At 34.7% G+C, this 23,941-nt stretch carries 23 protein-coding genes; 12 read left to right on the top strand and 11 right to left on the bottom strand.

Annotated elements, in window-relative coordinates:
- Window positions 1–84 precede the first annotated feature (84 nt).
- From N3F66_00800 to N3F66_00830, 7 genes are all read left to right on the top strand, one after another.
- On the top strand, window positions 85–1,422 hold the full coding sequence (locus N3F66_00800) for a sodium:alanine symporter family protein (protein ID MCX8122685.1): 1,338 nt from the start codon (window positions 85–87) through the stop codon (window positions 1,420–1,422).
- Between the two features lie 69 nt (window positions 1,423–1,491).
- Window positions 1,492–3,078 carry a peptide-binding protein gene (locus N3F66_00805; GenBank protein MCX8122686.1) on the top strand — a complete coding sequence of 529 codons (1,587 nt, stop codon included), beginning with the start codon at window positions 1,492–1,494 and terminating at the stop codon, window positions 3,076–3,078.
- Complete coding sequence (locus tag N3F66_00810; protein ID MCX8122687.1) at window positions 3,075–4,076, top strand: ABC transporter permease; 1,002 nt, start codon at window positions 3,075–3,077, stop codon at window positions 4,074–4,076. The genes N3F66_00805 and N3F66_00810 overlap by 4 nt, the downstream gene beginning before the upstream one ends.
- Window positions 4,073–5,038 carry an ABC transporter permease gene (locus tag N3F66_00815; protein MCX8122688.1) on the top strand — a complete coding sequence of 322 codons (966 nt, stop codon included), beginning with the start codon at window positions 4,073–4,075 and terminating at the stop codon, window positions 5,036–5,038. The genes N3F66_00810 and N3F66_00815 overlap by 4 nt, the downstream gene beginning before the upstream one ends.
- Window positions 5,010–5,903: a hypothetical protein gene (locus N3F66_00820; GenBank protein ID MCX8122689.1), complete on the top strand. Its 894-nt coding sequence runs from the start codon at window positions 5,010–5,012 to the stop codon at window positions 5,901–5,903. The genes N3F66_00815 and N3F66_00820 overlap by 29 nt, the downstream gene beginning before the upstream one ends.
- Complete coding sequence (locus tag N3F66_00825; GenBank protein ID MCX8122690.1) at window positions 5,904–6,557, top strand: serine/threonine protein phosphatase; 654 nt, start codon at window positions 5,904–5,906, stop codon at window positions 6,555–6,557.
- 170 nt (window positions 6,558–6,727) lie between these two features.
- A complete protein-coding gene (locus N3F66_00830) occupies window positions 6,728–8,950 on the top strand; it encodes a SpoIIE family protein phosphatase (protein ID MCX8122691.1) in 2,223 nt (740 codons plus the stop codon).
- A gap of 67 nt (window positions 8,951–9,017) precedes the next feature.
- On the opposite strand, the gene N3F66_00835 is transcribed toward N3F66_00830, so the two are convergent.
- From N3F66_00835 to N3F66_00860, 6 genes are read right to left on the bottom strand one after another with little or no spacing between them, the layout of a single operon-like run.
- A complete protein-coding gene (locus N3F66_00835) occupies window positions 9,018–9,683 on the bottom strand; it encodes a lytic transglycosylase domain-containing protein (protein ID MCX8122692.1) in 666 nt (221 codons plus the stop codon).
- Window positions 9,643–11,103, bottom strand: coding sequence for a glycogen synthase (locus tag N3F66_00840; protein ID MCX8122693.1), 1,461 nt, complete (start codon window positions 11,101–11,103; stop codon window positions 9,643–9,645). Before N3F66_00840 ends, N3F66_00835 begins: the two co-directional genes overlap by 41 nt.
- Window position 11,104: 1 nt before the next feature.
- Window positions 11,105–12,754 carry a 2,3-bisphosphoglycerate-independent phosphoglycerate mutase gene (gpmI, locus tag N3F66_00845; GenBank protein MCX8122694.1) on the bottom strand — a complete coding sequence of 550 codons (1,650 nt, stop codon included), beginning with the start codon at window positions 12,752–12,754 and terminating at the stop codon, window positions 11,105–11,107.
- The gene (locus N3F66_00850) at window positions 12,755–13,057 is read right to left on the bottom strand and encodes an STAS domain-containing protein (protein ID MCX8122695.1); all 303 of its coding nucleotides are present in this window, start codon (window positions 13,055–13,057) and stop codon (window positions 12,755–12,757) included.
- Window positions 13,058–13,068: 11 nt separating this feature from the next.
- Entirely contained in the window at window positions 13,069–13,410 is a 342-nt protein-coding gene (locus N3F66_00855) for an STAS domain-containing protein (protein ID MCX8122696.1), read from the bottom strand.
- Window positions 13,407–14,084, bottom strand: coding sequence for a hypothetical protein (locus N3F66_00860; GenBank protein ID MCX8122697.1), 678 nt, complete (start codon window positions 14,082–14,084; stop codon window positions 13,407–13,409). Before N3F66_00860 ends, N3F66_00855 begins: the two co-directional genes overlap by 4 nt.
- Window positions 14,085–14,358: 274 nt before the next feature.
- On the opposite strand from N3F66_00860, the gene N3F66_00865 reads away from it, so the two are divergent.
- From N3F66_00865 to N3F66_00880, 4 genes are read left to right on the top strand one after another with little or no spacing between them, the layout of a single operon-like run.
- Complete coding sequence (locus N3F66_00865) at window positions 14,359–15,102, top strand: NAD-dependent deacylase (GenBank protein ID MCX8122698.1); 744 nt, start codon at window positions 14,359–14,361, stop codon at window positions 15,100–15,102.
- An 11-nt stretch (window positions 15,103–15,113) separates the two neighbouring features.
- Window positions 15,114–16,868, top strand: a complete 1,755-nt coding sequence (gene mutL, locus N3F66_00870) for a DNA mismatch repair endonuclease MutL (GenBank protein MCX8122699.1) — start codon at window positions 15,114–15,116, stop codon at window positions 16,866–16,868.
- On the top strand, window positions 16,865–17,401 hold the full coding sequence (locus N3F66_00875) for a phosphopantothenoylcysteine decarboxylase (protein MCX8122700.1): 537 nt from the start codon (window positions 16,865–16,867) through the stop codon (window positions 17,399–17,401). Before mutL ends, N3F66_00875 begins: the two co-directional genes overlap by 4 nt.
- A complete protein-coding gene (locus tag N3F66_00880; GenBank protein ID MCX8122701.1) occupies window positions 17,385–18,053 on the top strand; it encodes a phosphopantothenoylcysteine decarboxylase in 669 nt (222 codons plus the stop codon). Before N3F66_00875 ends, N3F66_00880 begins: the two co-directional genes overlap by 17 nt.
- A gap of 63 nt (window positions 18,054–18,116) precedes the next feature.
- On the opposite strand, the gene N3F66_00885 is transcribed toward N3F66_00880, so the two are convergent.
- Genes N3F66_00885 through N3F66_00900 form a run of 4 tightly spaced genes read right to left on the bottom strand, consistent with a single transcriptional unit; the run spans window position 18,117 to window position 20,511 of the window.
- Window positions 18,117–18,809, bottom strand: a complete 693-nt coding sequence (locus N3F66_00885; GenBank protein ID MCX8122702.1) for an energy-coupling factor ABC transporter ATP-binding protein — start codon at window positions 18,807–18,809, stop codon at window positions 18,117–18,119.
- Between the two features lie 16 nt (window positions 18,810–18,825).
- Window positions 18,826–19,482, bottom strand: a complete 657-nt coding sequence (locus tag N3F66_00890; protein MCX8122703.1) for a hypothetical protein — start codon at window positions 19,480–19,482, stop codon at window positions 18,826–18,828.
- A complete protein-coding gene (locus N3F66_00895) occupies window positions 19,482–20,102 on the bottom strand; it encodes a methyltransferase domain-containing protein (GenBank protein ID MCX8122704.1) in 621 nt (206 codons plus the stop codon). Before N3F66_00895 ends, N3F66_00890 begins: the two co-directional genes overlap by 1 nt.
- On the bottom strand, window positions 20,092–20,511 hold the full coding sequence (locus N3F66_00900) for a hypothetical protein (protein MCX8122705.1): 420 nt from the start codon (window positions 20,509–20,511) through the stop codon (window positions 20,092–20,094). Before N3F66_00900 ends, N3F66_00895 begins: the two co-directional genes overlap by 11 nt.
- A 298-nt stretch (window positions 20,512–20,809) precedes the next feature.
- On the opposite strand from N3F66_00900, the gene N3F66_00905 reads away from it, so the two are divergent.
- A complete protein-coding gene (locus N3F66_00905) occupies window positions 20,810–22,525 on the top strand; it encodes an FAD-binding oxidoreductase (protein ID MCX8122706.1) in 1,716 nt (571 codons plus the stop codon).
- Window positions 22,526–22,573: 48 nt separating this feature from the next.
- Here N3F66_00905 and N3F66_00910 read toward each other — a convergent pair whose 3' ends face one another.
- Window positions 22,574–23,875 carry an outer membrane protein assembly factor gene (locus N3F66_00910; protein ID MCX8122707.1) on the bottom strand — a complete coding sequence of 434 codons (1,302 nt, stop codon included), beginning with the start codon at window positions 23,873–23,875 and terminating at the stop codon, window positions 22,574–22,576.
- Between the last annotated feature and the right edge of the window lie 66 nt (window positions 23,876–23,941).

Genomic DNA, 23,941 nt, shown 5'->3' on the forward strand with positions numbered 1-23,941 from the left:
TGTGATCAAATTACTGCTTGACGGATAGGCTTAAAGTATAGCATCAATGTTCAAAAATACCATAATTTTTATAAAGGAAATGATATGGAATATCTTAACCAGATACGTGATTTTGTATGGGGTACGCCGCTTATCATTTTGTTATTGGGCACGGGCATTTATCTCACAATTTTGCTTAAGGGATTACAGTTTAGGACATTGTTTTCTTCATTATATCTGGCATTAGTTAAGCGCAAAGAGCATGGTGCTCATCCAGGAGATATCTCACATTTTCAGGCGCTGATGACAGCGTTGGCTGCTACCGTTGGTACTGGCAACATTGCTGGAGTAGCTTCTGCAATCGCCATTGGTGGGCCCGGTGCAATGTTCTGGATGTGGCTCACAGGTTTGTTTGGCATGGCTACAAAATACAGTGAGGCTGTTTTGGCAGTAAAGTACCGTGAAGTTGATGCACTGGGTACTATGTCAGGTGGGCCCATGTACTATATAGAAAAAGGTTTAAAGAATAGCTGGCTTGCAATGATATTTGCCGTATTTGCAGCATGTGCAGCGTTTGGCACCGGCAATATGATACAGTCAAACTCAGTTGCCGAAGCCATGAAAGCAACATTTAATATTGACCACTGGATTACCGGCATTGTTCTTTTTATTCTTACATTTTTGGTTATAATGGGTGGAATAAAAAGTATTGCTCGCGCTGCTTCGGCAATAGTACCTGTAATGATTTTATTTTATATGATAGCTGGCACAGTAGTGTTGGTGATATACAGTGACAAAATTTTATATGCATTTGAACTGATACTTGTGCATGCATTTACGCCTGTGGCTGCAGCTGGTGGCTTTGCTGGTGCTACTGTTAAGATGGCCATGCAGATGGGAGTTTCACGAGGATTATTATCCAATGAATCCGGGTTAGGTAGTTCACCTATAGCGGCTGCTGCAGCAAAGACTGATGAACCGGTACGTCAGGCGCTTGTGTCCATGACACAGACATTTATTGATACAATAGTAGTATGTACTTTTACAGGACTTGTTATTCTGGTTACAGACGCATGGAAAACGGGTAAAACTGCTGCAGCGTTGACAGAACATGCATTCTCGTTAGGATTACCTGGCACATGGGGTGGTATTGTAGTATCATTAAGTCTTATATTCTTTGCATATTCTACAATATTGGGATGGGCATATTATGGCGAAAAATCGGTTGAGTATATAGTTGGTGAAAAAGCAATAAAACCATATAGGCTACTCTGGGTGATCGTCGTTTTTGTTGGAGCTGTCGGCAAATTAGAAGTAGTGTGGACAATTACGGATATCATGAATGGCCTTATGGCATTCCCCAACCTTGTTGCCTTATTAGGGCTTTCGTTTGTCATAAAAAATGAAACAAATCATTTCTTCAGCAAACATAATTCTGTATAGCTAAATGTTTTTACAATGAGCTATCGCCACAATACTATTTCTGCGTTTGGGGGAAAATAATAATTAACTATGAAATTCTTAATCAAATGTAAAATACAGTTTGTAATTTTTGCAGTAATAAATTTTATTTCGTGTACACGCTTTGAGACAGTGCGTGATCCCTATACATTATATGTACATATTTCGGCTGAACCTGGGCACCTAAACCCCATTACCTCAAACGAAGCTATTGCATCGTCAATAAACACCTATATCTACGAAACGCTCCTTGACAGGGATTTTGATAGCCTTGAATTAAAACCGCAGCTTGCCGAAAAATGGGAAATATCTCATGATAAATTACATTATCGTTTTTATCTTAAAAAAAATATTTTTTGGAGCGATGGCAAGCCTTTTACTGCTGATGATATTGTGTATTCTTTCAAAGTGATTAAAGACCCAAAGGTTGCAAATGCTCCATTAAAGGTGTACTATATCGATGTTAAGAGTGTAAAAAAAATATCTCCCTACATTGTTGAGTTTACGTATTCAAAGCCGTATTTCCTGGCTTTAGAAATTTGTGGAAGCATTCCGATAGTACCAAAGCATATTTTTGATGATGGCACTGATTTTAATACACACAAACATAACAGACATCCTGTTGGTACTGGCCCATATAAATTTGTCAAATGGAATACCGGTAAAACCATAGAATTAGCGGTAAACGATAGTTACTGGGGAAAAAAACCTGAGATACAGCGCATTGTGTATAAAGTCATTCCCGAACCTAATGTGGCGCTTCAGATGTTAAAAAAAGGTGAACTTGATGTTATGGCTCTGCGCCCAATCCAATGGGTACGGCAGACAAATTCACAACACTTTCAAGAATCCTTTTATAAATTTATGTATTATCAGCCATATTACAATTACATTGGGTGGAATGCCCGCAATCCACTGTTTAAAGATAAAAATGTCAGAAAAGCGCTTACCATGCTTGTCAATCGTCAGGCAATATTAGACAGCTTGCTTTTTGGATTGGGGGTAGTTGTTACAGGTCCTTTTTATATTCATGACAAGTATTACAATCATGATATACAACCTTTACCGTATGATCCTGTAAAAGCCAAAATGTTATTACATCAATCTGGCTGGACAGATAGCAACGGCGATGGTATTCTTGACAAAGATGGCGTCCCTTTTAAATTTACCTTAACGATAGCTTCTGCAAGCAAATTTGCTGAACGTCTAGCAACCATTTTAAAAGAAGACTTTGCAAAAGCTGGCATACAGATGGATATAAACCGCTATGAATGGGCTGTATTTGTGAATAAAGTGGATAAACGTGATTTTGATGCGGTTACTTTGGGCTGGTCTTTATCATGGGAGGGTGATCCTTACCAGCTGTGGCATTCGTCACAGGTCAAAGCAGGTTCAAATTTTTGTTACTTTATCAATGCAGAAGCTGATAAGATTATTGAAAATGCACGCAAAGAATTTGACGTTGAAAAAAGAATAAAAATGTATCGCCGTTTTCATGAGATAATCCATGATGAGCAGCCGTATACATTTTTATATTGCACTCCTGCATTGGTAGTAGTAAGTAAGCGTTTTGACAATGTTATTGTACATAAACGTGGATTAAATTATGTAGAATGGAAGGTTGGGCATCAACAATGAAGTACTACATACTTAAAAGAATACTTATAATTATACCTACTTTAATAGGTATAACGTTTATAACATATCTTATGATACGATTGGCTCCAGGCGATTTTACTTCTCTTAGAGCAGGCGTGGAAGGCGAATTAAAAGCGGGGAGCCTATCAAAAGAAATATTTGAGCAGGAAAAAAAACTCTATGGGCTTGATAAACCCATCATTGTGGGGTATGCGGAATGGTTTTATAAAACAATACAACTAGATTTTGGTACCTCACGTAAAGATGGGCGCAAGGTTATTTTGCATATAGCAGATGCGTTGCCAATTACTCTTGCACTGAATGTTCTTTCTATTATAATTGTCTATATTATTTCCATCCCATTGGGTATCTATTCTTCGGTCAAAAAAGATACATTGCAGGATAGAATTATAAGTTTAGCATTATTTTTACTCTATTCCCTTCCATCTTTCTGGGTTGCCTTATTGTTGCTTAAATACTTAAGTGGTGGTGATTACCTTAATTTATTTCCATTAGGTGGATTGTACTCCGACTGGTATGTCCAATTAAATCCTTTGCAGAAGTTTGCTGATATTATATGGCATTTAATTTTACCCGTGGTGACTTTAACCTATGGTGGATTTGCATTTTTATCGCGATACACACGTGCAACCATGCTTGATGTCATCAATCAACAATATATTATAACCGCACGAGCTAAGGGATTATCTGAAAAAAAGGTTTTATTTGTTCATGCATTTCGCAATTCATTAATACCATTGCTTACCCTTATGGCAACCATGCTTCCAGGGTTACTTGGAGGCAGTGTTATAGTAGAATCTATTTTTTCAATACCTGGAATGGGTATGCTGGCATTTGAATCGATACTGTCAAGGGATATACCCATTATAATGGCTATAACCTCCATTTCGGCTTTTCTTACACTAATTGGGATATTTTTAGCAGATATCTTGTATGCTGTTGCTGATCCTCGCATACGGTTGGAGGCAAAACAATGAAAGGCTACTGGTCAATCGTATGGAAGCGATTTGCTCAAAACAAGCTTGCTGTTACAGGTCTTTGCATTGTAATAGTATTATTTATTATAGCCTTATGTGCGCCACTAATAGCCAATAATAAACCATATATTTTAATTTATAAGGGTAAAACATATTTCCCACTTTTTTTTGATTATAAAGAATTTTCAGGAGTGGATTTTAAAAAACTAGAAGGATATAAAATATTCCCACCAATTCCATACTCATATTCAGAATATGATCTTAATGCTATTGTTCTCCCACCCACTTCCAAACATATTTTAGGAACAGACGAACAGGGTAGGGACCTTGCAGCACGAATGATTTATGGTACAAGAGTTTCCATATTTGTAGGATTTGTTGCGGTTTTTATTTATGTAACTATTGGCATCATAATTGGTGCATTGGCAGGATATTATGGTGGCTGGGTTGATATACTGATATCACGAATAATTGAAATTGTTATGTGTTTCCCAACATTTTTTCTTATTCTTACCATTCTGGCACTTTGGGGACAGAGCCTTTTAAATGTAATGATAGTGATAGGAATAACAGGTTGGACAGGAATTGCACGAATTGTTCGTGGAGAATTCCTCAAATTACGTGAACAAGATTTTGTTATTGCATCTAAAGCACTGGGAGCCAGAGACTACTGGATTATTTTCAGGCATATACTGCCCAATGCCATGGCTCCTGTTATGGTTTCGGCAACATTTGGAATTGCTTCTACTATACTTATTGAATCATCACTGAGTTTTTTGGGTTTTGGAGTTCAGCCACCAACACCAAGTTGGGGCGACATTTTATCACAATCACGTGATTTTATCGACTTTGCATGGTGGTTGACATTGATACCTGGCTTTGCTATATTTATAACCATAACATCATATAATTTAGTTGGCGAAGGATTGCAGGATGCGCTTGATCCAAAGCAATATCGTTAAAATTTCATTTGTGTTTGTTGTATCAATTTTCATTTCGTGTCTTTCTTTTTTTGAAGAAAAGCAGGAAACGAAAGACCTGCTACCTAGTGAAACAGAACTTTATACCTGGAAACTAATAAAAATAACAAGTATAAATAATAAAAATGAAATATTGAGCGTCTCTCCACATTACTACCAATATTATGCTGTTACCGAAATTGTGAAAGGTGAATATCAATCAATAAACAACCCAGCAGTTTATATAACAGTTACTATCGCCAAAACTACAACGATAGATGATGCATATGGACTTTTTACCCGTGAACGAGTAAATAATGAAAAATCTAATCTAAAAAATAATTACAGCATTTACTGGAAAAACAGAAGTATTGCATTCAAGGGAAATATGTTAATCAAACTAGAAACAAATGATACAGATTATATAAAAACTCAGAAAAATATGATTGAATTAATACTTGAAAAAATACAACTAAAGCAGGCTCTTCCCGACAGCATTAATACTATAGCCAAATATTGTGCACTTGATAATGTTATTATATTCAATGAAGGCATTCCGCCAATACCGTATATAAAAAAAATAATTGTTTGCAAAAAGCTCATCGAATCTAAGGAAATAACCGCATATTACAAGATATATACTACTAATCTTGAAGCATCTCAAAATTTTGATATGATGGTAACAATTGACAATACGTTGATGTTAGTGGAATCAGGTAAAATCAAATTAGCATTTAAAAAGTTTGGCGATAGTTACTGTTATATAGCTCAATATAATGAATGGATTTTTGGCGTATATGACATAACAGATTATAACATTGGTAAACAATATACGTATACCCTTTACAAAGAATTGAGTACTCCATGAATGTTCTACATAATAGGCGACATACACGGATATTATAATAAGCTCCTTTCGCTTTTTGAAAAGATAAAAAAGTATCTCACCAATAATGATACTATCATCTTTTTAGGCGATTATATAGACCGCGGCCCTCAATCTTTTGAAGTTATTGATTTTTTAATAGATTTAAAAGAAAAATATACTACTGTATGCCTTAAAGGCAATCATGAATCCATGTTTTTAAATTATCTTGCTGGTAAAGATATTTCACTCTATATGTATAACGGCGGTCAGGCAACAATCGACTCCTATGAAAACAATATGGGCTCATTGCAATTGCCTGAAGATCATAAGATTTTTTTTAATAGTTTGAAATTATATTTTGAAACTGATGATTTTATAGCATTGCATGCCGGATTAAAACCCGGCGTGCCACTTGAATTGCAATCAAGTTATGATATGATGTGGATCAGGGAGGAATTCTTCCTAAAATTGTACCGGTGGCCTAAGCTTATTGTATTTGGCCATACCACCACAGTTAATATAACAGGTCTACCAATATATGAAATATATGATGATACATACAGAAACATAATTGGCATTGATACCGGTGCAGCGTATGGTGGCCCTTTAACCTGCTTACGCCTTCCAGATAAAAAGATTTTTCAGTCATACTGATATAAAATCAAAAGCCAAAGGCTACAAAAAGTTCTTGATATTTTTTAACAATAAACTATCAGTAAATATATATCTCATTTTACTATTTGTAAACTTTAGCTATTTGACCGATTATTAATAATATACTAAGGTTTGACGGATGTAATTATAAGTATTAAGGATATTGTAATATGAATATATTTGAATGGTTAAACAAAAAATTTTCATATACATTTGCACTCTGTTTTCTAACAATCTTTGGGGGATGGATGAGTGCCGTTTTTGGTTACTATCTTGGTACTTCATTTATTCTTTCCGAATATACTGAAATGCATTCACTAGCATTAAAATGGCTTCCACTTTCGGTTGTTATCCCAACCTTGCTGCATTACCTGACTTTTGGTTTTTTAACACCAATTGGGATCCCAGCTTTTTTTAAGCCCTTACGTGACATTAATAATGCATTTAAAGGGGGCACCATTGATAGGTCTTTAAGCAATGAAAATCTGCAGGTATTGTATATTCAATTGTCACATCTTCCGATGTACAACATGGTAGCTGCTGCGTTATTTGGCACACTATGCGGATTTTTCTTAATGGGGTTTGGATACTATGATATGCTAAGCCATGGTACATTGACCGTTGTAAAAATGAAAATTGGAATTAAGATTGTAACAATTGGCGTATTAGTGGTTGTTGTATTATATGGAATGTCAACATATCTGTTAACTGAAATTATTACTAATCCACACAGGGCTTTTGTATATCAAGAATTGCGCCAAAGAAATATTAATATCTACCCTCGTGGATTGATTGGCTTGCGTATTAAATTCAGCTTTTTCATCATACTTATGGTTATTACACTATTAACATTTGCTGCAATGATGGAACAGCATCGTTTATACGAAGAATCACGGTATATCAATATTTTAACGTATTTCTTTATATCAATTGTTGCTGGTGTTTTTCTCATGTACATTAATTCTGACTCGGTTATGCGTATTCTTGATGAAATGGGGATTGTTACTAAAAGAATTTCGTCTGGTCAGGATGCATGGTTCAGGGTCATGTCGTATGAACGTGAATTTGCCGAAATAGAATATTCTATTCTTGAAATGGCAAAAGAAATTGAAGAGCATAGGAAAAATCTTGAATTAAAAGTTGAACAACGTACAGAAGAACTTCGTGAAGCACTGGCAAGCCTTAAAGAAAAAGATGATATGATTCAAAAACAGTTAGAGATAGCAAGCAATATACAACGAAGTATATTGCCCGGGCGTATTGACGACTGGAATGAACTTAAATTTTCAGTACGATACATTGCTATGGAGAAAATTGGTGGTGACTTCTATGATGTATATCAGATGAAAGGCGATAAATTGGGTATCTTAATTGCAGACGTATCAGGTCATGGTATTCCTGCAGCTCTCATTACTTCTATGGCAAAAATTTCGTTTAGCTCTGCTACCCAGCAATATGATTCCCCAAAAAGAGTTTTTCAGGAAGTAAACCAGAGTATTCTTGAACATATCAAAACACAGGATTACATGACTGCCTTTTTTGTTGTAATTGATGACGATTACAATGTTGTGTATGCAAATGCAAGCCATCAAAAAGCCATTCTGGTACGGTCCGATGAAGGCAGAACGGAGCTTCTGGATACTAACGGATTATTTATTGGAGCAATAGAGGAAGCTCGTGAAACGTATGAAGAAAAAGAAACAAAATTAAAATATGGTGACAGAATATTGCTCTATACAGACGGAATCCCTGAAGCAGCAAATGTTGAACGTGAAGAATATTCAGTTGAACGACTCATTGAAGTTGCACTCAAAAACCGACACCTCCCGCTTGAGGATTATGCAAGCTATATTATTGAGGATGTACAGCGATTTAAAGGGAAAGCTCCTGTTGAAGATGATATTACTTTGCTAGTTATTGAGCTTGCACGAGATGAAGCCGTTGATATTATTAAGCAGGCAAAAAAGCTCATAGATGAGCATAAATATTATGAAGCAATTGAGTATTTAGAGAGGAGCTTAGCACTATATCCAAACAACCGTAAGCTTATCTATAATCTGGCAAAAAATTATTTCAGGGTAAATAATTTTGGCAAAGCTTCTGAACTTATTGAACAGTATTTACAAATGGATAAACGGAATAAATATGCGTACTACGTTGGAGGTGCGGCTTATTATCAGATGATGAATTATGAAAAAGCCATACAATTATTGGAAAAAGCACAAAGTTTGGACCCTAACTTTACAAATGCCTTATTTGCATTGGGCATGTCCTATAAAAAGATAGGAATGTACCAGGATGCATTGCAAATTTTTGAACGAGTTGCCAATATAGATCCGGATAATAAAATGGCATTATTTGAAATAAATGAAATACGCAAGGGGCTGACCTAAACCAATTAAAATTTGATAGATAACACTATCAACAATTATCGATAATAATTATTATTTGTTGATTGTATTATTTAATATTGGTTATATTTATTGTCCCATCGGGTAAAATATTCATATATAATTTTTCAACTTTAGCTGAATAATTGTGTGTTTCACCTGGCTGGTACAATTTCATTACATCATTCACGTACGTAATAGTTGACTTTATATTTGGTACTGCCATGTTTTTTTTAACCACTCCCAACCCTGCATGATATGCAGCCAAAGCCAAAATTACATCATTTTTAAAGAATGACAGTAATGATTTAAAATGTTTTACACCAGCTTTTATATTTTGTTCCGGATCAAAAGGATCCTGTACCCCATACGCCTGTGCAGTTTCCTGCATAAGTTGCATCAGGCCCATTGCACCAGCAACTGAAACCGCATCTTTGTTGAAGTTGGATTCAACTTTTATAATACAGCGTATGAGTTGTGGGTCAATATTTTCAATTTTACAAACATTAATAATTATTGAATCATACGGATTTTTTGAAAGATCACTTAATATGGAATTTGTTTTACTAGAGGGGCTTGTATTATAATATTCAACTGTGCCATCGTGTGCTTTTCTTGATTTAATCTGTGCGTGTACTGCTATCAAAGACAGTATAGTAAATATAATACAATTAAATATAAGGCTTTTTATTATTCTAATCATCACATTTTGTAATGTTATTGTATAATTCTTCATACTCTCTGGCCGTATCATCCCAACTTCTTTTAAATGACATTGCATTGTGAATTAATATCTTCATCATTGATTGGTTTTTGTATATTCTTAATGCATATCGTATAATTGTATATAATTCACCAATATCGTTGTGCTGATATTTAAAACCATTTCCTGTTTTTGATTGAACATCAAAGTGTTTAATGGAATCATCAAGTCCACCTGTTGCACGCACTATAGGTATTGTTCCATATGCCAGGCTGTACATCTGATTGAGCCCTGAAGGTTCATAGCGAGATGGCATTATATAAAAATCACTGCCTGCTTCTATCAAATGTGCCAGTTGTTCATTGTATCCCCACCATATACCAACCCTTTCAGGATACATGGCATGTAACCACTCAAATCTATCAATAATCCATTGTTCGCCACTTCCAAGAATTACAAATTGCACTTCCTGTTCATCAAAAAAAAGCCAATCTAATGTATCAATGAGAATATCAATACCCTTCTGATATGTCAAACGTGATATACAACCCAAAACTGGCACCTCGTTTACTTTTAACTTCATAAATTTCTGCAATTCTTTTTTACATTTCTTTTTACCACTATTATGATTATTAATTGAATACTGGTATGGTATATATTTATCTTTTTCAGGATTCCAGTGTTCATAATCGACGCCGTTTAGGATACCAAAAAGTTTATTTGCATGTTTTTTAAAAATTGGAGCAAGGTCCCAGCCATATTCAGGTTCTTGTATCTCTTGAGCATATTTTTTACTTACAGTAACCAGGCAATCTGCATTCACTACACCAGCTTTCAATAAATTAACATTACCAAAAAATTCAACATTTTCAGGTGTAAAGAATTCTTCTGTAAGCTGCATCAGCCACAAAACATCTTTACCAAATACACCCTGATAACCAACGTTATGAACAGTAAGTATTGATTTTGCATTTTTCAACACATTATCATGTGCATAATGTGTTTTTAAGAATAGCGGGATGCATGCAGTTTGCCAATCATTACAATGAATTATTTCAGGAGCTATCGCCAACTGTTTTAAAGCTTCAATGCATGCGCGACAAAAATAAATAAACCTTTCCGCATTATCATTATACGGTGTTCCATTATAATCATACAAACCATCACGTCCATAATAATCATCGTGTTCAATAAAATAAGTATGAATACCTTCAAGATAGTTGGTATAGTATATGCCTGCCCATCGTATGCCATTCCCGATTGGCACTGGTAAAGGCATCCCGGTTAGTTTACATTGGAATTTATTTTTATCCACACAGTAATAGCGGGGTAAAAAAAGATATACATTGTGGCCACGTTTTGCAAGAGCCTTTGGTAAAGAGTATGAATAATCGGCAAGGCCTCCTGTTTTGGCAAAGGGGTATGCCTCACTTGTACAAAATACAATATTCATGTTATTTTACAAGTGTTACTAATGATGGGCAATAGCCTTCAGGATGATGAAATCCTAATAAAGTACAAAGTGTTGCGGCAACATTTGCAAGGCCCTGCTCTTTATGTGTGGTTAGCTGATATTCACCATTAAAGTGAGGATCATAGATTATGAAAGGCACCGGATTTAATGTATGTGAAGTTTTTGGCTGAGGTTTGCCCGTCTTCTTATCAATTTTAATTGTTCCTGACTTGGCATCTTTTTCAAACATCTCGTCAAGGTTGCCATGATCAGCAGTAATTATGGCGATAGCTCCTGTATTATCAATTGCTTGTAGCAAACGGCCTATACAAAGGTCCACCGTTTCAGCTGCGATTATAGCAGCTTCCAGTATACCAGTATGTCCAACCATATCGCCATTTGCGTAGTTTAATCTGATAAAATCATATTTTTGACTGTAAATTGCCTCTATTACAGCATCTGTGATTTCAGCTGCTTTCATCCAGGGGCGTTCATTAAATTGCACCTTATCAGAGGGAATTTCCTGATATGTTTCAAGACTAGGATCAAACATTCCGCTGCGATTGCCATTCCAGAAATAGGTGACATGGCCAAATTTTTGTGTTTCGGAAATTGCAAATTGGCGACATCCATTATGTACTAAATATTCACTTATGGTTTTATCAATGGAAGGGGGTAATACTAGATAATTTTTTGGAATATGAAGATCGCCATCGTATTCCATCATACCAGCAAAAACTACATCAGGGAATCGTTCTCTGTCAAATTTATTGAAATCTTTTTCTTCAAACGCACGTGAGATCTCAATTGCTCTGTCGCCACGAAAATTAAAAAGAATGACCGAATCACCATCAAGAATGGGGCCTACAGGCTTCCCATCTTTAGCAATAACAAATGGAGGTAAATATTGGTCAGTTATGCCAGGCTGTTCTTGTCGGTATGTTTCAATTGCTTCTGTAGCTTGAGTAAATGCTCTACCTTTTCCTAAAACATGCGCATCCCATCCACGTTTTACAATATTCCAGTCAGCTTCATAGCGGTCCATTGTAGTTACCATTCTTCCGCCACCTGAAGCTATGCAGAAATCAAAACCTTGTTGGTTAAAAGCATGAAGAAATTGTTCAAGGCTTTCAACGTATTGCAATGCAGATGTTTCTGGAACATCTCTTCCATCTAACAATATATGAACACGAATTTTTTTTACTCCTTCTTTGGCTGCTTGTTCTATAATTTTAAAGAGGTGATTGATATGTGAATGCACATTACCATCAGACAGAAGGCCAATAAAGTGCAATGTTGTGCCCACGTTAAGTGGCTTTGCCAGTAATTTTTTCCAGATTTCAGTTGAAAATATTTGTTTTGATTCTATTGCTTTATCTACAAGTTTGGCACCTTGGTCAAATATTCTTCCAGCGCCAAGTGCATTGTGGCCAACTTCTGAATTGCCCATATCAGCGTCTGAGGGAAGGCCTACAGCAGTGCCATGTGCTTTAAGGGTGGTGTAAGGACAGGTTTGCATCAATCTGTCTAATACAGGAGTGCGAGCCAAAAAAAAAGCATTACCTTCATCGTTTGGACCTATTCCAATACCATCCATAATAATTAGTACAAGTCCTTTTCTTCTGTTAAAACCGTTTGGCAATAATTTCATCTACTCCTCCAGAAGAAATGTTTCAAGTGATGCCAATTCAATAACACGCTTTACATAATTATTTGCATTAATGATTCTAAATTTTCTACGGTTGTTGTTAAAATTGTTGTACAATGTCATAAATCCAGCAAGAATTGTAGAGTCAACAACTTCTACATTCGTCATATCAATTATAGCATCACGGCTATCATTTTGTAAAAAATTATGCATTTCTTCAACCAACTCTTTTAATGTCCTTGGATTTAACTGCTCATTAATAGTAAATATACATCTGTTTTTTTCTTCTTTTTTAGTAAATATCATGGCTCACCTCTTTAAATATTTATATTGTATCGTTTATATAATTCATCTTCAGTAAAAATATTAATTGCATATTTAGGCAATGCCCGTTCAAGGATCATGTAAATTTTATCATTTGCACCAAAAAAAACAACATCAAAATTATGATTATCTCCAAATTTTAAAAGATTAATTATTGCTGCAACAGCGGCAGAATTAATAGTATCAACCTGAGAAAAATTAATTGCCACTGTTGATATTTTTTCAGGTAGTAATTTTTCAATATATTTTATTAATTTAACATCATCTCCATATTCACCAATACCCGTGATTGTGAGTATGATTACATCAGCATAACTATTGTGTGTAAAATTCATCCTTTTCCCCTTGATTCTTTTAGCTTTTGTAGTAATTTTTCTAATTGTTCAATAGTTTTTATAGAATCATCTGAAAGTTTTATTGTAGTATCACTTTTGAAGTAATCATTTATCAATGAATTCACTACACCAGTATATAGTACATTAATCGATTTAATTAATTCAATAAACGAATGTTTTTGAATACCCTCTTTTTTTAGGAAAGGGAATATAAAATGAAAGATTTTCGATGCGGATTTTATTATAGTATCCTTATAATGTTTTATTACAAGAAATGCAATATATGGAAATAATAATATTCCATTTGTTTTTAACATTGTAGCAATTGTATATATCCAATCTATTTCAAAACTTGTATTCCATGTAAACCATAAAATATTAATAATTACCATTGATAAAAAAAATGATATTTTGCCTTTTGGAAAGCCAATTGCTGATAAACCTGCAGAAGTGAAGGCAATAGCAAAAAATAATGCAATTGCCCTGAACCCTAAAAAGTTTGAGATTGCTGATATAAAAGAATAGATAGTATCTAAGAAACGTGACAACCCTTCAAATGTTGTTTTAATCTGGTTATATGTATCAAATAGTTCAATAGAATAAGATGGAATACTGGTAAAAAGACATATAAAAGAAATCATCAAAATAAAGAATAATTTGTTTTTAACTATCAAGTATTGATTTTTTCTAAATTGTATCATTGTATATATAAACAAAATACATTTTAACACTTTTCATTGTTCTATACATTTTAATTTAATAACTTATTATTTGTCAAATATTTTATACATCAAAAACGCTTTAACAAGTAGTATATATTTTTTTTATGTTTTACGCTGACCAATTAATCTTTATAAAAAATTACTTGCCAATATTAAATAGATATAGTTTTTCTTAAAAACAATGTAGTATAATTACTATCATTTTAAAATTACATAAAGGTATGCTATGGATGATTTAATTAAAACAGCCGCAAAAATTGTAAAGGAATCCATTTCTACCATAGCGTTAACTGGCGCTGGTATTTCTGTTGAAAGTGGTATTCCTGATTTCCGTAGTGCGGGAGGCCTGTGGACACGATACAATCCCGAAGAATATGCACATATTGATGGCTTTAGAAGAAATCCGAAGAAAATATGGAATATGATATTTGAACTTATGGACATGACTAAAAATGCTATGCCAAATCCCGCTCATATTGCTCTTGCACAGCTAGAAGAAATGGGTTTGCTGAAAGCTGTTATTACACAGAATATTGATAATTTACATCAGAGAGCTGGCAGCAGAAATGTGATCGAATTCCACGGAAATTCAGAGCGATTACAGTGTATATATTGTGGAGCAGAATATCCGGCAGAAGAGTTTGTTATAGAAAATGAACCACCGCAATGTAAAAAGTGTGGCGAGATATTAAAGCCTAGCGTAGTATTTTTTGGCGAAATGATACCTTACAATGCATTAATGGAATCACAAAATTTAGCCAGCGATGCAAGGGTGGTTCTTGTAATTGGTACATCCGCAGTTGTGTATCCTGCAAGCAGTATTCCACATATTGCAAAGGGTAATGGTGCATATATTATTGAATTCAATCTGGAAAAAACTGTTATCACACCTACTATAACTGATATTTTTATACAGGGCAAGGTTGGCGAAACATTACCAAAATTTATTGAAGCCATAAAAGCGTTGTAGGCTTGTGGTTCATGGAGCTATCGCCCAACATAAAACAAAGAATACAGATATTACCCGATGCTGTAAAAAGAAAAATAGCTGCGGGCGAAGTTATTGATGGCCCTTATTCCGTAATTAAAGAACTTGTGGAAAATGCCATAGATGCCCAAGCCAGCCAAATTGAAATTGAAATTGAGGAAAGTGGGCTAAAGCGAATTGTTGTTAAAGATAACGGTATTGGCATATACAGGGAAGACCTGCCATTAGCGGTTGAAGAACATGCTACCAGTAAAATCAGAAATATTGAAGACATTTTTTCAATTATAACCATGGGGTTTAGAGGCGAAGCGCTGTCAAGTATTGCAGAAGTATCAAAATGCACAATTTTGTCACATACACAGGATGAAGATATCGGTGGCAAGCTTGTTGTTTCTGACGGTAAAAAAGAAATGTATGATTGGGCAGGTCCACATGGAACTACAGTTATTATAGAAAATCTTTTTTATAACACACCTGCACGGAAAAAATTCATCAAAGGATTAAAGGCCGAACTCAATCGCATTAAGGATATTATATTTTCAATAGCGTTGGCAAATCCGCATATACAATTCAAAGTAACTATCGATAACAAAACTACATTTTTATTTGAACCAGCTGATACTTTGCAACGCATTGGGCAGATTTATGGCAGTGAAGTGGCAAGCAATATGATATATGGTTCACTTACAGATTTGCAGTGTACAATGGAGGGCTATTGCTCTAATCCTCACTATTACCGTTCCAACAGGTCAATGCAGTTTTTGTTTGTTAATCGCAGGCCTGTTCAGTTTCAATATTTTAGTTTTATATTACAGCAGGTATATCAATCTATTTTACACAAAGGTCAATATCCAGCTGCTTTTATTTTTTGCACAATAAATCCCGAATTAATTGATGTGAATGTACATCCTGCAAAAAAAGAGATCAGGTTTTTTGATAGCAATTACATCCATGCGATGATTTACAATTTTGTAAATAAGGTGATTAGCCAAACTGTGTTCACATTTCCAATCAAAGATAAGGATAATGAAAATATCCTACACCAAGAAACCCATACTACAACGCAAATTACTGATAATTCCTCTAATATTTTTGAAGCACCACCTTTAGTGTATTTAAACCAGACTGCTGTAAACAAGAATACTGTAATAAAAGAGGTGCAACGCTTATATACAGATCTTAAGCATAGAGATTATGAAGTACTGGGTACTGTATTTGGTACCTACATTTTGATTCAAAAACAAGATAACCTTTACATAATAGATTTTCACGCTGCTCATGAAAAAAAAATATTTGATTATCTTATGCGTATAGATTCTACCGTGGGAAGCCAACAGTTGCTTATGCCTGTTGTCATGGAGCTTTCGCCTGATTTACTCATTGATGTTAGTAATTATCATGATATCCTTGCACAGTATGGAATTATTATAGACCAATTTGATGATCATTCTATTATTGTCAATGCTGTCCCTGATTTTTGCTCTACTAATGATATTGAAGGATTGGTAAGGGATATTATCGATAGTATCCATGAAAACAAAAATTCAATACACGATATTAAAATTAAAATAATTGAAAAAATTGCTTGCCATTCTGCAAAACGAGCACACGATACAATTAATCACGATGATATAATTGCAATTGCTGATTATACATTTTCAACAAATGATTATCGCTGCCCACATGGAAGGCCATTTGTATATGTACTATCAAAAACTGAATTAGAGAGGTTTTTCAAGCGATCATGAAACAAAAAATAATTTTAGGAATATCATCATCTATTGCTGCATATAAGGCATGTGATCTGGCACGAATGCTCACAAAAGATGGGTATGATGTGTTCTGCGTACTCACGGAAAATGCCACGCACCTGGTTGCTCCGCTTACATTGCAGACGCTCACTGGGAACCCAGTGTATACAACTAGTTTTGCACTACAATGGCGCCAGATGGGACATATTGAGTTAAAGGAAAATGCTGCATTATTGCTGGTTGCACCTGCAACAGCTAACATTATAGGGAAATTTGCAAATGGCATTGCTGATGATCTTTTAAGTACTACTTTTTTAGCAGTTGATTGTCCGGTTGTGATAGCTCCTGCCATGAATCCAAATATGTGGAAACATAAGGCGGTACAGGAAAACATAAAAAAATTGAAGGAATGGGGCTGTATATTTGTTGAGCCTGAAACTGGCCTTGTTGCGTGCGGTGATGAAGGCAAGGGCAGGCTTGCATCTATAGAATCCATCTATGAGGCAGCTATTTATGCAATTAAACGATAAAAAGGTGATAGTTACCGGCGGTCCCACTCGAGAATGGATCGACCCGGTACGGTATATATCCAATGCTTCCAGTGGCAAGATGGGCATAGCAATAGCTGATGCTGCATATAAAAAATGCAAGGAACTTATCTTCATCCATGGGCCTATTGATGCATCATTGATTGCTGCAAAAACTTACCGGTGTATAGGTGTGGAAAGCACTGTTGATATGCTTGAGGCTGTACAGAATGAGCTGTCGCCAGGTTGCATTTTAATAATGGCTGCTGCACCTGCTGATTATAAACCGGTAACAAAATCTCCTGTTAAAATTAAAAAAACAAATGAAAATCTTACTATTGAATTACAACGAAATCCTGATATTTTAAAAACAATAGCAAAACTAAAGAAAGATAAAAGTGAATTCAAAGATGTTGTTCTGATTGGTTTTGCTGCTGAAACTACTGATGTGATAGCCTATGGCAAAGCAAAGCTTATTGAAAAAGAGCTGTCGATGATTTGCATCAATGATGTAAGTCGTAATGATACTGGGTTTGGAAGTGATTATAATGAAGTTACCGTGATGCTTGCAAATGGCAGTGTATTTGATCTTCATAAGATGACTAAAAAGGAAGTAGCTGAAGGGATAATCAATATTATAATTAATGAATTATAATTTTTCACAAATATATTTATTTACTCACTGGGTAAGACTATGCCGTACTGATAATAACAATACTTATAATAATATTGTATTTTTATATTTTGCTAAAATCCTTTTATTGAAAATATCGTTGCACACAATTCTACCTTTTTCAAGTACAATGATCCTATTGGCTAATTGTTGAACAGCATATGCTGAATGTGTGGAAAATATCACAGGTACTGAAATTCCTTTTAATATATTTAAAACAGCATCTGCTGACGGTTTATCTAAATTGGCTAATGGTTCATCAAGTAAAAGTATTTTTGGTTTTTTTGCAAGTACGGCAGCCAATGCTGCCCGTTTCATCTGTCCACTTGAAAGGGCTAATGGATTATGAAAGATGCTATCTCCAAGCTGAACTTTTTCAAGCCACATTTGTGCCTGTAACTTTTTATCTTCCTTTGAGCCTTCCTTGATGCTGAGCATTACATCATTTAAAAGGTCAGGCATTATGAACTGATATTCAACCTGTGAAAACAGCATGCCAACGTTTTTTCTTATTGTTGATTTATTGCTATTAGTTAGTGGAATATCAAAAATAGTAATTTTACCACTTGTTGGCAATTGCAATGCTGATAATAATAAAAGTAAGGTTGACTTGCCCGATCCATTGTGCCCAATAACAGCTACTTTTTGATTATACATTAGCGAAAAGGATATATCCTTTAAAGCTTCAGTTCCATTTGGATATCTATATGACACGTTTTCTACGCTAATTATTTTCATGACTGTAATTATACCATCAAAAAATAATATTTATAATGAGAAGTATTATTATTAGTACAGTAACAATATATTCTTTCATTGAATAGTTATGGTAAATAATTATTTCTGGTATTGTATCAGCAGTACGTGAAATAATTCCATTTCTGTAATGTGCAAGTGAATAAAACTGATTTGAAACAAATGCTACAGAATAATATTTTGGTATATAATATTTCTCATTGCTTTTCATGTTGATGCGTGACTGAATCTGATATACTATCATTGTATTCAATCGTAATAATTTATACAGAATACGTGTAAACACCAGGAAAAAAAGTTTTATTGTATCAGGAAAAACATTAATAAATGCTTTGAATCCATTGCTGCCAATAAAAAAGCGAGAGCCTATAATGATTATTGTGGCACATACTATTTTAAATGTAGTTTGTATTATCAAAAAAACATTATATTGTGAAAAAATTAATCCACTTACTATTTGCATTATTATAATAGTTATTACCAGAGGAATAATAATTATTAATGTATAACGCATATATGCTGGAATATTACTATAATAAATAAAAGCAAATATAATACACGACACAAACCATAATAAAGACATTTCGGTGAATACAGTGATAAATATAAGCACACTAATAGTTATAATAATTTTAACCCATTCAAATAAAGGCATTATGATACTTCCGCATGTATGAAGTTCAACTCAGGTTGGTCTATATACTGTTTCATTATAAATCCTGTTTGGTGGAGCATGTTTTGTATTTCTTCACGGTATGGCATATAATCTCTGCTTACCGGTGCATTGAGATTATGATGGAAATCATTGAGCGTTTTTGTATCTGATAGGTGAAAGATATACAGCAGGCCATTCTGCTTTAAACATTCATGACATTTTTTTAATGCCTGTAATTTATCCTCAATATGAGGGAAAACAGCAAAACACAGTATAACATCAATACTGTTATGGGGTAAAGAAATATCTTCAAGGGGTGAAACGATATATTGAATATTAAAAAAACGCTTATGCCGTTCTTTAGCTACTTCAATCATCTTGTCAGATGCATCAACAGCAATCAAAGAACCGTTAGGCCCAATGTATTCTTGAATAATCGGGAAAAGCACCCCTGTACCGCAACCAACATCCAGTACGCAATCGCCATTTTTAATGTGCATCATTTCAAAAATTTTTTTAATTTTTTGTAATCTAACTGCATCATTACCAACAACTTCGTCCCAATTTTTACTTAAATTATTGAAGTATAGTATTTTATCATCATAATTGCTATTTACCATAACTATCGCCTATTTTTTGTAATAATGAAGTAATACTAATAACAGCTGGTGGTGTTATTATAATTAGTAATATGATACCCGGAAAACTTTTAAAAAGGTCGTATATACTGAACACTGCCACTGATATTTTAAAGTAAGGTAGCAGAAATGCATATAATATATAGAGAACAATTCTATCTATAATAATAGCAGTTATTATAACTAAATAATTGTTTAAATTGAATTTGTGCTTTAACGCTGATATAACACAACAAAAAATTGACAATTCAACAACCATAATAAACGTAATTGGGGGATAGAGAGGAGGCATGCCTGTTACAATAGTTGATGTTATGGGTGCGATAGCTCCTGCTAAAACAGCATAACCCGGTGTAAGAAAATATGCTCCAATCGACAGTGGAATAAACATTGGTAAAAAGATTGACCCCAGTCCTAACATGTGGAATAGAATAGGTAATAGGACAGCACAAGCTGCAGATATAGCAGTGATAATTATTTGATTTATGTGAAACTCATCATGCATACTAATATTATTATTATACTATTTTTAGTTTAATAAATCAGCTTTTGTAATACGTTGATTATCATAATTTTTATCAAGAAGTTTTTTCTTTTTTATATAATTTTTTTCTTGAACTGCACAATATAATAGATATGTTTGTAATAAGTGGTTGAACCACTGAACCACCAAAACAAGGAGAATGTTTATGGCAAAAAAATTTATACCTGACTGGTCCGAAAAAGCACCAGAGCCGTATTCATATCGTTCAATTTTCAAATGGGGTAATCCGCAAACATTTAAACATCCTAATCCAAAGTTATATCAAGAATTAAAAGAAATATTTAAACTTGATGATAGTTATTTTGCCAGTAAGAAAAATGAGGGACGAGAAGAAGTTAAGTATTCAAAACCGGTTAAATTAAGTAAAAAACATATTGAGGCTTTGGCAAAAATTGTAGGCTATGAAAACGTAAGTACCAAAGAATATGATAGGCTAAAATTTGCCACTGGTAAAACATTAGAAGAAGCATTGAAACTACGACAAGGTATTGTAGAACGTGTAGCTGATTGTGTTGTGCACCCTCGAGATACTGAAGATGTGGAAAAAGTTGTATCATATTGCAATAAACATAAAATCCCAGTATATGTGTATGGCGGTGGTTCGTCAGTAAATTTTGGATTACGTCCAGCTAAGGGTGGTGTTACACTTGTCTTATCAACACATATGAATAAAATATTGCAACTTAATGAAACAAACCAAACAGTTACTGTACAGGCTGGTATTTTAGGGCCTGCACTTGAAGAAGCATTAAACAATGCAAAAAAACTTTACGGCACAAAATATAATTACACCTGCGGCCATTTTCCGCAATCGTTTGAATATTCTTCAATTGGCGGTTGGATTGTGACTCTTGGTTCGGGTCAGGCATCAAGCTATTACGGCGATGCCTACGACCTTGTTATCAGCATGAAATGGGTAACTCCTGTCGGTACTTTTACTACAAAAGACTACGCAGCCACAGCAACGGGCCCAAAAGTAAATGATATTATGAAAGGTTGTGAAGGCACCTTTGGAGTTCTTGTTGAAGTGACATGGAAAATTTACCGGTATATGCCAAAAAACCGAAAGAGGTTTGGATTTATATTTAAAACATTTGAAGATGCTGTAAACGCTTCTCGTGAAATTTCGCAGGGTGAATTTGGTATGCCAGCAGTATTCAGAATCTCAGACGAAGAAGAAACACATATTGGATTAAAATTGTATGGAATAGATGGTACAATATTAGATAAACTGATGCAACTGCGAGGCTATAAACCAATGCAGCGCTGCCTGTTTATAGGCTCAGCCGAAGGACAAAAGAATTTTACAAAGAATATTAAAAAGCAGGTAAAGAAAATATGCAAAAAATATGGTGGCCTGTATATAACAGGTTTACCAACACGTATGTGGGAGCCGGGGAGGTATAAGGATCCTTATATACGTGAAGACTTAAATGATTATGGCATTGTAATTGATACTCTTGAGACTAGTGTAAAATGGGATAACATTCATGATGTGCATAAAGCAGTGCGACAATTCATAAAAGCAAGACCTCAGACTGTATGCATGACACATGCATCACATTTTTATCCACAGGGTACAAATCTATATTTTATCTATATTATGAAAACTGACGACATCAATGAGTATATTAAATTCCAGGATGGCATTATTGATACAATTGCAAAAAGTGGCGGTTCATTGAGCCATCATCATGGTGTAGGGCGAATGTTAGCGCCATGGATGGAAGAACATATTGGCAAAGAACAGATGGCAGTGCTTCGTGCACTTAAAAGACATTTTGATCCTAACAATATAATGAATCCTGGCGGACAGTTGGGACTGGATTTAAAAGATAAGAATTGGAGGAATATTAAATAGAAAATGAAATATTATAGGGGCGAATATCCTTCGCCCCTAAACAGTTTATTAGAACGTATGGTTAAAGTTTACAGATATTGATGTATCCTCTTTACTCATACCATAGTAGAAGTGTATAATTGTAGCCATATTCCAAGCAATAACCAAACCACCGCCATAACCATGGTGATAATCACCCCATCGTGGTTCGGTAAATGGATCTGCAGCTTTGTCATAGACATTACCAACATCATAGAACGCAGTCAGCTTAAACTGGAAATTTTGTTTCCATGGATTTGCTTCGGCAAATTTCCAGCGCAATTCAGTATTTGCAACAGTCATGGTAGGTGCAACAAAGCGCTGTTCTTTGTAGCCATGAATGGTACGGTTACTGCCATTTCCTGTTCTTCGGTTAAGTGAAAATCCAAAATATCCCATTTCAAAGAATGGCGCATTCATATTTGTGTCAGTATAACCAGCACGCAGTGCCAATGTTAAAGATGACAAAAGTGGTACATAGTACTGCAACTGTACAGTATTGCGTTTAAAATCATAATCCGAGCCAAGCACATTATCAGCTATTTCAAATGCATAATCAATAAAGTATCCAGATTTGGGATCCGGCTCATAATCGCGGGTGTCGTAGTACACGCCTATACGCGCAAAGTTGGACCAGCCCCCTTTGTATCCAACTGGTTTCCACTGTTCTAATAGTGTTGGCCCTTGAACGTCGCCATCAAATTTTTTGCCATCCCATGTATCAATAGTAACCTTTTTTACCTCAAAACCAACAAGCATCTTTAAATTCTGAGTAAGGTCACGATAGATATTAAGGAAGTAACTTGGTTTAGTGTACTGATAATTGTAATATTTCTTGAATTGTTCATTACCATCAGCATAATCTAAATAATCTTTGTAGGTGTCAAATTGATGATAAGTAACTCCGTCAAATAATGTTAATTTTTCCTTTGCTGTGTCAGCACCTATACCAAAGAAGTTGGCATTGATCTTTTTATCATAGGCTACTGAAGTGATGATCCTGAATTTTGTTCCCATTATATAGGGCATATCAAGATTTACTTCATGGTACTGATATCCATTAGTTGTCTGATAAAACTGAGCATATAACTGCATTTTATAGGGAGCATACGCAAAGTACTCCTCATCCCTTGTTCCATTGTTATACAGATACGCCCGCACCCCATATCCAAAACCATTGTCGCTGTCATAGTTAAGTAGAGGTAATCCAGTTGGATACCAGCCTTCTTTTTTCTTTGCCAGGTCTTCATCAGAAAGCTTTGCAGCAAAAGAAGGCATAGATATTGCCAGTGACAGAAGCAAAATAAAACTCAATAAAACGCTTTTTTTCATTGGCGCACTCCTTTATTTAGATTTTAAAAATATTATTTAAATTTATGATTAAGCTACAATATTAGT

It is taken from the genome of Spirochaetota bacterium (genome assembly GCA_026414805.1).
GTDB lineage: Bacteria > Spirochaetota > UBA4802 > UBA4802 > UB4802 > UBA4802.